This window comes from Tepidiphilus margaritifer DSM 15129 (genome assembly GCF_000425565.1).
Lineage (GTDB): Bacteria > Pseudomonadota > Gammaproteobacteria > Burkholderiales > Rhodocyclaceae > Tepidiphilus > Tepidiphilus margaritifer.
In genome coordinates this window covers 18412-28865 of record NZ_AUDR01000003.1, presented here as the reverse complement: position 1 = coordinate 28865, position 10454 = coordinate 18412, and the positions used below count along the sequence as shown (strand labels likewise).

Sequence of the window (10454 nt, the reverse complement as noted above, 5' to 3'; positions counted from 1 at the left end):
AACGCGCCACCACTTGGCGCATTCGCTACATCGACGGCACCGAGCGCGTCATCGCCTTTTCCCCCGCCAAGACGCGCGAAGAGGTGCTGCACGCCGAGACGGGCGCGGTGGAGGCGGCGGCGTACGTGCCAGGGAAAACGCCACCGGAACGGCCGTTGCTCGAGGACGAGCGCACCCGCATTCGGCGCTGGCTCGAGCTGATCGGCGAGACCGACCCGGCGACCATCGCCAGGGTGTTGGCGGCGGCGGCCGAGGATTCGACGGCGCGGCATTACTACCTGGAGCGATTCCGCGATTGGGAAGAGCGCGCGGCCGTGGCCGAATTCGACGGCGGCTTGCCCCGCCTCGAGGCCGAGCGGCAGGCGGCGGCGCAATCGTTCGAGGCCACCGAGGAATCACGCGCGGCACTGCGCGCGGCGCGCCAGGCGTTTGGCGATCCCCTGCCAAGGCCTTGATCACTCCCCCCGTGAAGTGCGCTTACGGCGGCGATAAGCACGCTTCACGGCCACGCCAAGCGGTGGCAAAAGGTACTCCGACGGGTTCCATGGTTAGGGTGATGCAATCCGCGTTGGTCGGCAGTTTTCGCATCCTGAAACTTGAATATGCCCGACGCATCGCGCCAGAATGAGAAACGGCGGGCGGCGATGCGATGCGCTCTTTTGACGGCTTTAGCGTGACGCTTTCGCCGGTTCAAGCGGGCGCTTGCGCCGTGCGGCCAGGCTTTGAGGCGGCGCCACCACGCGAACCCTGGAAGAGCACCACCACCCCGCGCCATAACGGAAAACGGCTTGCGTAGCGGCCTTCTGAGCCGTTTTTTCTGGTGAGGCTAGGCCATCCTATAGGCCACTACGGAAAACGGCCTACAGCGGCGCTATGGCGGCGCACGGCCAAGCGCACCTTTTAACCATGGTTGCGACCCAGTTTAACCATGGTTGAAGAGGCAAGGCGCGCGCACCCACGCCAGGAACGGCGGCGGCTGTGGCGACCGGCGGCGGCGGCCGGAAGGCGGCTCATGCCGACCACATCAAAAAAAACGGGACGCGCTGCAAGACGATAAGGCAGGAAAAACGATAAGGCAAGTGATAAGGCAGAAATTTTTTGCTTGCCGTTTTTCCCTTTGAAATCAAGCACTTATGCGAATGTGTTGGTGGAGCCGGGGGGAGTCGAACCCCCGTCCGGAAGCCCTCCACAGCCAGGTCTACATACTTAGCCTACCGTTTGAATTTAGCGCCGGTGTTGGTGGGTAGGCTCACCGCACCGACGCGAGCCGCCTTGGTTTTAGGCCCCGAGCCAAGCGGCCCGACCCGGAGACGAGCCTCTGTGAATGACGCTGCGCGATGGCTTACGCCATCATCCGGCCCAGAGGCCAGCCGGTGCAGCGCTCGCCGCCCTTAGGCGGCGAGAGCGAAACGCTCGTCGTTGGCGTTTATTTGCTTTCCAGTGGATTTACGAGGTGACTGGTCCTCGGTATGCGCTGTGCTGCTTTGCGACCCCCGTCGAAGCCAGGTACGGCCCCAGTGGGTTTGCAAAAGGTTAGTGCATCGTACGGTGAAAAAGTTCCGCCGATTGCTGCACTTTTTTACGCCACCTTGCGGGCAGCGAAGAGGTAGTTTACCGCAGTTTCCTCGATCAGACGATAGGTTTTCGTGAAGGGGTTGTAACCCAGCCCTTGCAGGGCGACCGGTTCGAGCCCGTTTTCCCGGGTCCAGCGGGCGAGTTCGGCGGGGCGGAGGAATTTGGCGTAGTCGTGCGTGCCGCGCGGCAGTAGCCTCAGGACGTATTCTGCCCCTAGGATCGCGTGCAGGTAGGCTTTGGGCGTGCGGTTGATGGTGGCGAAGAAGGCCCATCCGCCGGGGGTGAGCGCCTTGGCGCAGGCGGCGACGATGGATTCGGGCTCGGGGACGTGCTCGAGCAGCTCCATGCAGGTCACGACTTCATAGGCACTGGGATGCGCTGCGGCGTGGTCCTCGACGCTTTCCAGGTGGTAGTCCACCGACAAGCCGGATTCGAGCAGGTGGAGTTTGGCGACTTCCAGGGCGGCAGCGGAGAGGTCGATGCCCGTGACCTGGGCGCCACGCCGCGCCATGCCTTCAGAGAGAATGCCGCCGCCGCAGCCGACGTCGAGCACGCGCTTGCCGGCGAGCGTCACATGGGATTCGATCCAGGAGAGTCGCAGGGGGTTGATCTCGTGCAGGGGTCGGAATTCGCTCGTCGGATCCCACCAGTGGTGGGCGTGCTCGTCGAATTTGGCGATTTCTTGCAGGTCGACGTTCGTCATGAGAAAGCCTCCAAAGAAAAACCCCGCCAGGGCGGGGTTTTTCGCAGACATCGGATAACCAGGATTACTTGTCGGTACCGATGACTTGGATTTCGACGCGACGGTCGGGTTGCAGGCACTGGATGAGTTTCTTGTTGTGCCGGTTTTCCGGACCCATGTTCTTGCACTTGTCGCCGGTGACTGGGTTGGCCTTGCCTTTGCCTTCGGTGTAGATCCGGCTGGCCGGTACGCCTTTGCTGATCAGGTATTTCTTGACGGCGTCGGCGCGGCGCTCAGAGAGTTTTTGGTTGTATGCGGCGCTGCCGATGCGGTCGGTGTAGCCGACGGCAAGGATGACTTCGACGTTGTATTTGCCAAGCTGCGAGACGATTTCGTCGAGCTTGGCCTTACCCTCGGGACGCAGCGTGGCCTTGTCGAAGTCGAAGAGCGTATCGGCCGCGAGCTTGACTTTCTGCTCGGCGGGTTTGGGTGCCGGACGAGCAACCGGGGCGGGCGGACGCGGCGGTTCGCACTTGTCTTTGGAAATCAGGTCGGGGTCGCAGCTGCAGGCGAGCGGCTTGCCGTTGGCGTCCTTGGCTTGCTCGGCAGCGGCTGGAGACCAGCTGGCACCGGCTTGAACGCAAGCCCCCGAACCGCTCGTGACGACGACGTTGCGGGAGTCGGTGACGTAGGGAATGACGCCTTTCGGATCGACCACGATGTCGGCGGACACGGCGCTCATGGAGATACCGATCGTTCCGAGCACGGCGGCGAGCAGCTTGAGGCGGGTATTTTTGGTCATGGCAGCATCCTTTCTTGTGAAAACGGTTGGGACAAGGTCTGGGATTGCATCCTTGAGTTCATTATACAAGCACTTTTTCAGCGGTTTTGCAATTGAATCCGTTGCCGCCAGTTTTGCGCCAATGCCGTCAAATAGCTGTTGCTTTCCTGCAACAGTAGTTGGCCATCGACCACTCGCCGCTGCCCGGCAACCCAGACGTCGCTGACGTGCTCGCGTCCGGTGACGAAGACGAGGTGTGAGCAGGGGGCATAACAGGGTTGGGTTTCGACGGTGTCGAGGGCGACGGCGACGAGGTCGGCGGCCTTGCCCGGGCGGATCGAGCCGAGGCGATGTTCCAGCCCGAGGGCGCGGGCAGCGCCGATCGTGGCGAGTTCCAGTACCTGTATCGCGGGCAATGCTTCGGCGCGTCCTTGGCCGACCTTGGCGAGCAGCGCCGCATGGCGCATTTCCTGGAAGAGGTCGAGCCGGTTGTTGCTCGCCGCTCCGTCGGTACCCAGGCCGACGGGGATGTCGGCATCGAGCCACCGGGGTACGGCGGCGATGCCGCTGGCGAGTTTCATGTTGGAGGTGGGGCAGTGTACGAGGGCTACGCCGCGCTCGGCTAGCAGCGCGATCTCGTGGGCGGTGAGGTGTACGGCGTGCACGCCGACGAGCCCCGGCCCCAGCAGGCCGAGGCGGTCGAGCCGCTGCAAGGGGGTCTCGCCGTGGCGTGCGAGCGATTCTTCCCGCTCCTGCGCCGTCTCGAGCAAGTGGATTTGGACTGGCAGGTCGAGCTGGGCGGCGAGGGTGGCGATGCGCTCGAGGGTCTCGTCGTTCACCGAATAGGGGGCGTGCGGCGCGAGCAGGAAGGAGACGAGCGGTTCATCGCGCCAGGCATCGCGCACGGCGAGCCCCTTGGCGAGCGCTTCGTCGGCATCGGCCGCGTAGGGGGTGGGGAAATCAATGACGGTGATGCCGAGCACCGAGCGCATGCCCATGGTGGTGAAGGCGCGTGCGGTGGCCTCGGGATAGAAGTACATGTCGACGGCGGTGGTGATGCCGCCGCGCAGCATCTCGGCGGCGGCGAGCAACGTGCCGTCGTAGACGAATTCTTCGCTCATCAGGGCCGCCTCGCGCGGCCAGATCGCCTCTTCGAGCCAGCGGCGCAAGGGGAGATCGTCGCCGATGCCGCGCAGCAGGGTCATGGCCGCGTGCGTGTGCGCGTTGATGAGGCCGGGCAGCAGCACGTGATCGGGCAGTTCGACGCGCTCGCACGGCCGCCAGCGCCGCGCCAATTCATCGGCCGGCCCGACGTCGAGGATCGTATCGCCGCGGATCGCAACGGCGTGGCCGGTGAGGAGCGCACCGGCCGGCTCCATCGGCAGGAGCCAGCGGGGGAGGATGAGGGCGTCGGCGGGCTGGAGAGCGATCGATTCGGGCATCGGCGGGCTCCGGAAGGGGGTTGAGCGGCGTGATAAAATAGCGAATTCTACGGATTTGTACGGCGGTTTTTGCTCAATGGATTCCTTCGCCCGCGAAACCCTGCCCGTGCCCCTCGAAGAGGAGATGCGGCGCTCTTATCTCGATTATGCCATGAGTGTCATCGTCGGCCGGGCGCTGCCCGACGTGCGCGATGGTCTCAAGCCCGTGCATCGGCGCGTGCTCTATGCCATGCACGAGTTGGGCAACGACTGGAACAAGCCCTACAAGAAGTCGGCGCGTATCGTCGGTGACGTGATCGGTAAATATCACCCCCACGGTGATACGGCCGTCTACGACACCATCGTACGCATGGCGCAGGATTTTTCCCTGCGCTATCCCCTCATCGACGGCCAGGGCAACTTCGGCTCCGTCGACGGCGACAGCCCCGCGGCCATGCGCTACACCGAGATCCGTATGTCGCGCATCGGGCACGAGATGCTCGTCGACATCGACAAAGAAACCGTCGATTTCGGCCCGAACTACGACGGCAGCGAGCGTGAGCCGCTGGTGTTGCCTTCCCGTATCCCCAATCTGCTCATCAACGGTTCGAGCGGCATCGCGGTGGGCATGGCCACCAACATCCCGCCGCACAACCTCGGCGAGGTGGTGCAGGCGTGCCTGGCGTTGCTGGAAAACCCCGAGCTCTCCGACGACGATCTGATGCAGTACGTGCCGGCACCGGATTTTCCGACGGCCGGACTCATCGTCGGGCTCGAGGGCGTGCGCGATGGCTACCGCACGGGGCGGGGCCGCGTGGTGATGCGGGCGCGTACCCATTTCGAGGAGATCGGCCGCGGTGACCGGCAGGCGATCATCGTCGACGAGCTGCCCTATCAGGTCAACAAGAAGACGCTGCTCGAGCGCATCGCCGAGCTCGTCAATGAGAAGCGCATCGAGGGCATCAGCGAGATCCGCGACGAATCGGACAAGTCCGGCATGCGTGTGGTCATCGAATTGAAGCGCGGCGAGCATCCCGAGGTGATCCTCAACCAGCTCTTCAAGCACACGCAGATGCAGGACACCTTCGGCATGAACCTGGTGGCGCTCGTCGATGGTCGGCCGCAGACGCTCACGCTCAAGGAGCTCGTCGGCCATTTCCTGGCGCACCGGCGCGAGGTGGTGACGCGGCGCACCGTCTTCGAGCTGCGCAAGGCGCGCGAACGGGGGCACATCCTCGAAGGCTTGGCGGTGGCGCTTTCCAACGTCGACGAGATCGTCGCGCTCATCAAGGCCTCACCCACGCCGGCGGCCGCCAAAGAGGCGCTGCTCGCGCGCCGCTGGCATTCGCCGGTGGTGGCCGAGCTGGTGGCGCGTGCGGGCGAGGACGCGGCGCGGTTCCGCCCGGAAGGGCTGGAGACCGAGGTTGGTTGGTCGAGCGAGGGCTATCGCCTGTCGGAAGCGCAGGCGCAGGCGATCCTGGATCTGCGGCTGCAGCGCCTCACGGGGCTCGAGCAGGACAAGATCGTGCAGGAGTACCGCGAGGTGATCGAGCGCATCGCCGATCTGCTCGACATCCTCGCCAGGCCCGAGCGCGTCTCGGCCATCATCGGCGAGGAGCTGCGGCAGGTGGCCGCCCAGTACGCCGATCCGCGCCGCAGCGAGCTCGTGCTGGAGGCCGACGAGATCCGGCTGGAAGATCTGGTGGCGCCGCAGGACATGGTGGTGACCCTGTCGCACGCCGGCTACGTCAAACGCCAGCCGCTCGACGACTACCGGGCGCAGCGCCGCGGCGGGCGCGGCAAGCAGGCGGCCGCGGTCAAGGAGGAGGATTTCCTCGAGCAGGTGTTCGTGGCCAACACCCACGACTGGGTGTTGTGCTTCTCCAGCCGCGGGCGCGTCTACTGGCTGCGCGTCTTCGAGCTGCCCGAGGGCGCTCGCGGGGCGCGCGGCAAGCCCATCGTCAACCTCGTGCCCATGGGGCCGGACGAGCGCATCCAGGCGGTGCTGCCGGTGCGCGAGTTCGACGACGCGCACTACGTCTTCTTCGCTACTGCTTCGGGCGTGGTGAAGAAGACGGCGCTGTCGGCGTTCGCCAATCCGCGCAAGGCCGGGATCGTGGCGCTGTCGCTCGACGACGGCGACCGCCTCATCGGCGTGGATCTCACCGACGGCAGCTGCGACGTGATGCTCTTCTCCGACGCGGGTAAGGCGGTGCGCTTTGCCGAGAACGACGTGCGGCCGATGGGGCGCGAAGCGCGCGGCGTGCGCGGCATGGCGCTCGAAGACGGCCAGCAGGTGGTGTCGATGCTGGTGGTGCGCGACGAGTCCGGCTCGGTGCTCACGGCCACCGAGGCGGGTTACGGCAAGCGGACGCCGGTGGCGGAATTCACGCGTCACGGGCGTGGCACCAAGGGGATGATCGCCATCCAGACCAGTCGCCGTAACGGCCGGCTCGTGGCGGCCTGCCTGGTGCAACCGGGCGACGAGATCATTCTCATCTCGCAAAACGGGGTGCTGATCCGCACTTCGGTCGACGACATCCGCGAGATGGGGCGCTCGACGCAAGGGGTGACCCTGATGGCGCTGGACGATGGTGACCGCCTGGTGACGGTGGTGAAAGTGGCACGTACGCCGGTGGTCGGGGACGAGGACGAAGGGGAAGGCGATGCGGGTGTATAACTTCAGCGCCGGGCCGGCGATGCTGCCGGAGCCGGTCCTGCGCACGGTGCAGGAGGAGCTGCTCGACTGGCACGGGATCGGTTCGAGCATCATCGAGGTGAGCCATCGCGGCAAGCACTTCTCGGAAGTGATCGCGCGGGCGGAGGCCGATCTCAGGAAACTGCTCTCCATCCCCGATGACTACGCCGTGCTCTTCCTCCAGGGAGGGGCGACGCTGCAGTTCTCCGCCATTCCCATGAACCTGCTCGGCGGCGGCTCGGCCGATTACGTCGTCACCGGCGCCTGGTCGCAGAAAGCCTTCGTGGAGGCGCAGCGCATCGCGCCCGTGCTCGGCGGCCAGGTCCGTCTAGCCGGCTCCACTGCAGAAAGTGGCTTCACCCGCGCGCCGCGCCCCGAGGAGCTTTCGCTCGATCCCAATGCGCGCTACGTGCATGTGTGCACCAACGAGACGATCCACGGCGTGGAGTGGCTGGAGCTCGAGGCGTTGCAAGCCTCGGGCGTGCCCCTCGTCGCCGACATGTCCTCGCACCTGCTGTCGCGCCCCATCGACGTGCGCCGCTTCGGCCTCATCTATGCCGGGGCGCAGAAAAACATCGGCCCGGCGGGACTGACGCTCGTGATCGTGCGTCGCGATCTCATGGCCTCGCCCTGGGAGGGCACCCCGCCGGTGCTGCGCTACGACCGCATGGCCGAGAACGGTTCGATGCTCAATACGCCGCCCACTTTTGCCATCTATGTGGCCGGCCTCGTGTTCCAGTGGCTCGAATCGCTCGGCGGCTTGGCGGCGATGGCGCAGCGTAACGAGGCCAAGGCGCGTCTGCTCTACGAGTGCATCGATGCCACGCCCTTTTACTGCAATGCCGTCGAGCCGCACTGGCGCAGCTGGATGAACGTGCCGTTTCGCCTCGCCGACGAGTCGTTGAACGAACTTTTCCTGCAGGAGGCCGAGGACGCCGGGCTCAAGTATCTCAAAGGGCACAAGATGGTGGGCGGAATGCGGGCTTCCATCTACAACGCCATGCCGCGCGAGGGCGTGGAGGCGCTCGCCGCCTTCCTGCGAGACTTTGCCGTACGGCACGCCTGAAGAAAGGGGAGGGGGATGGACGAGTCGGAACTCTTGGCGCTGCGTCGGCGTATCGACGCCATCGACGAGGAGATCCTCAAGTTGCTCGCGGAGCGCGGGCGCTGTGCGCGGCGCGTGGGCGAGCTCAAGCAGGGGGCGATCTACCGCCCCGAGCGCGAGGCACAGGTGTTGCGCCGCATCGCCTCGCTCAATCCGGGGCCGCTGCCCGAGAGCGCGGTGCGCACGATCTTTCGCGAGATCATGTCGGCCTGCCTCGCGCTCGAGCAACCGCTCAAGGTGGCCTATCTCGGCCCGGCCGGGACCTTCTCCGAGGCGGCGGCGCGCAAGCATTTCGGCAGCGCACCCCAGTTCGTGCCGCTCGCCTCGATCGACGAGGTCTTCCGCGAAACCGAGGCGGGCAACATCGACTACGGCGTGGTGCCCATCGAGAACTCGGTGGAGGGCATGGTCGGCGTCACGCACGATCTGCTCCTGCTGCATCCGCTGCAGATCTGCGGCGAGGTGATGCTGCGCATCCATCAGCATCTGATGTCGCTCGCCCCGAGCCTCGCGGCGGTGAAGCGCGTCTATTCCCACGCCCAGTCGCTCGCGCAGTGCCATGAATGGCTCGCGCGCCACCTGCCCGATGTTCCCTACGTGCCGGTGGCGAGCAATGCCGAGGCGGCGCGGCTCGCCGCCCAGGATCCGGACGCGGCGGCCATCGCCGGCGAGGCTGCGGCCGAGCGCTACGGGCTCACGGTGCTGGCGGCCAACATCGAGGACGATCCGAACAACACCACGCGCTTTCTCGTCATCGCCAAACACGACGCTGCCGGCCCTTCGGGGCGGGACAAAACCTCGCTCGTGTGCTCTACGCCGAACAAGCCCGGCGCCATGCATCGTCTGCTCGAACCCTTGGCGCAGTATGGCGTGAGTATGACCAAACTGCAATCGCGCCCGGCCAAGAGCGGTTTGTGGGAATACGTCTTCTACATCGACCTGGAAGGGCATCGGCTCGACGATCCGGTCCGCCAGGCGCTCGCGGCGCTCGAGGAACGCGCGACCTTCCTCAAGCTGCTCGGTTCCTATCCGGCCGCGGCGTGGTGATTTTGGACAACGATGCGAGGAGGAGAAGAGATGCGCGTCATCGATCACGTTCCGGCGGCGATCCGCTCGCTCGCCCCTTATCAACCGGGTAAGCCCATCGGGGAGCTCGCGCGCGAGCGCGGTCTGCGCGAGGCCGACATCGTCAAGCTCGCTTCGAACGAGAATCCGCTCGGCATGAGTCCGAAAGCGCGGGCCACGCTGGATGCGACGGCGGCCGAAGGGGCCCGTTATCCCGACGGCAATGGCTTCGTGCTCAAGGAGGCAATCGCGCGCAAGTTCGGCGTCGCACCCGAGCGTTTGGTGCTCGGTAACGGCTCGAACGACGTACTGGAGCTGGCCGCGCGCATCGTGCTGCAGCCGGGTACCGAGGCGGTGTATTCCCAATACGCCTTCGCGGTCTATCCGCTGGTGACGCAGGCGCTGGGCGCACGGCCGGTCGAAGTGCCGGCCAAGGACTACGGGCATGACCTCGAGGCGATGCTCGCCGCGATCACGCCGCGTACGCGCATCGTCTTCCTCGCCAATCCGAACAATCCCACCGGCACCTTCGTGCCCGGCGAGGCGCTGGAATCCTTCCTTTCGCGGGTGCCCGAGGACGTGCTGGTGGTGCTCGACGAAGCCTACGGCGAATATCTCGATCCCGCCGAACGCTACGAATCCCTCGCCTGGGTCAATCGTTTCCCGAACCTGCTCGTGTGCCGGACGTTTTCCAAGATCTATGGGCTCGCCTCGCTGCGCGTGGGCTACGGCGTGGCGCGTCCCGAGCTCGTCGATGTGATCAACCGCATCCGGCAGCCTTTCAACGTCAACGCCTTCGCGCTCGCAGCGGCGGCCGCCGCCCTCGAAGACGAGGCGTTCGTCGTGCGCAGTGCCGAGCTCAACCGCCAGGGGCTGCAGCAGCTCTACGAGGGATTCGCGCGGCTGGGATTGCAGTGGGTGCACTCGCGCGGCAACTTCGTGATGGTGCGCGTGGGCGACGCGAGTGCGGTGAACGAGGCGCTGCTCGATCGCGGCGTGATCGTGCGGCCGATCGCCGGCTATGGCCTACCCGAGTGGCTGCGCGTCACCGTGGGTCTGCCCGAAGAGAACGCCCGTTTCCTCGACGCGCTCACCGATATCCTTGGCACCTGAGAGGGGCTTTCATG

At 65.6% G+C, this 10454-nt stretch carries 7 protein-coding genes, 1 other RNA gene and 1 pseudogene; 5 read left to right on the top strand and 4 right to left on the bottom strand.

The window, feature by feature from the left end:
* A pseudogene (locus H607_RS0100540) lies at positions 1–455 on the top strand (hypothetical protein); the annotation flags it as partial.
* A 690-nt stretch (positions 456–1145) separates the two neighbouring features.
* On the opposite strand, the gene ssrA reads toward H607_RS0100540, so the two are convergent.
* From ssrA to H607_RS0100525, 4 genes are all read right to left on the bottom strand, one after another.
* Positions 1146–1516: a transfer-messenger RNA gene (gene ssrA / locus H607_RS13015) on the bottom strand.
* A 63-nt stretch (positions 1517–1579) separates the two neighbouring features.
* The gene (ubiG, locus tag H607_RS0100535; protein ID WP_028873815.1) at positions 1580–2278 is read right to left on the bottom strand and encodes a bifunctional 2-polyprenyl-6-hydroxyphenol methylase/3-demethylubiquinol 3-O-methyltransferase UbiG; all 699 of its coding nucleotides are present in this window, start codon (positions 2276–2278) and stop codon (positions 1580–1582) included.
* 64 nt (positions 2279–2342) lie between these two features.
* Positions 2343–3059, bottom strand: a complete 717-nt coding sequence (locus tag H607_RS0100530) for an OmpA family protein (RefSeq protein ID WP_028873814.1) — start codon at positions 3057–3059, stop codon at positions 2343–2345.
* A gap of 77 nt (positions 3060–3136) precedes the next feature.
* The gene (locus tag H607_RS0100525; protein ID WP_028873813.1) at positions 3137–4480 is read right to left on the bottom strand and encodes a TRZ/ATZ family hydrolase; all 1344 of its coding nucleotides are present in this window, start codon (positions 4478–4480) and stop codon (positions 3137–3139) included.
* A gap of 76 nt (positions 4481–4556) precedes the next feature.
* On the opposite strand from H607_RS0100525, the gene gyrA reads away from it, so the two are divergent.
* The 4 genes from gyrA to hisC are packed head-to-tail and all read left to right on the top strand — an operon-like array spanning position 4557 to position 10440.
* On the top strand, positions 4557–7139 hold the full coding sequence (gyrA, locus tag H607_RS0100520) for a DNA gyrase subunit A (protein ID WP_028873812.1): 2583 nt from the start codon (positions 4557–4559) through the stop codon (positions 7137–7139).
* Positions 7126–8223, top strand: a complete 1098-nt coding sequence (serC, locus tag H607_RS0100515) for a 3-phosphoserine/phosphohydroxythreonine transaminase (protein ID WP_028873811.1) — start codon at positions 7126–7128, stop codon at positions 8221–8223. Before gyrA ends, serC begins: the two co-directional genes overlap by 14 nt.
* 15 nt (positions 8224–8238) lie before the next feature.
* Entirely contained in the window at positions 8239–9309 is a 1071-nt protein-coding gene (gene pheA / locus H607_RS0100510; RefSeq protein ID WP_028873810.1) for a prephenate dehydratase, read from the top strand.
* A gap of 30 nt (positions 9310–9339) precedes the next feature.
* Complete coding sequence (gene hisC, locus H607_RS0100505; RefSeq protein WP_028873809.1) at positions 9340–10440, top strand: histidinol-phosphate transaminase; 1101 nt, start codon at positions 9340–9342, stop codon at positions 10438–10440.
* The last annotated feature ends 14 nt before the right edge of the window (positions 10441–10454 follow it).

Excerpts from the sequence above, each read along its gene's own strand:
- gyrA (WP_028873812.1), top strand. The coding sequence starts at position 4,557 with ATGGATTCCTTCGCCCGCGAAACCCTGCCCGTGCCCCTCGAAGAGGAG.
- pheA (WP_028873810.1), top strand. The coding sequence starts at position 8,239 with ATGGACGAGTCGGAACTCTTGGCGCTGCGTCGGCGTATCGACGCCATC.
- H607_RS0100530 (WP_028873814.1), bottom strand. The coding sequence starts at position 3,059 with ATGACCAAAAATACCCGCCTCAAGCTGCTCGCCGCCGTGCTCGGAACG.
- H607_RS0100525 (WP_028873813.1), bottom strand. The coding sequence starts at position 4,480 with ATGCCCGAATCGATCGCTCTCCAGCCCGCCGACGCCCTCATCCTCCCC.
- hisC (WP_028873809.1), top strand. The coding sequence starts at position 9,340 with ATGCGCGTCATCGATCACGTTCCGGCGGCGATCCGCTCGCTCGCCCCT.
- serC (WP_028873811.1), top strand. The coding sequence starts at position 7,126 with ATGCGGGTGTATAACTTCAGCGCCGGGCCGGCGATGCTGCCGGAGCCG.
- ubiG (WP_028873815.1), bottom strand. The coding sequence starts at position 2,278 with ATGACGAACGTCGACCTGCAAGAAATCGCCAAATTCGACGAGCACGCC.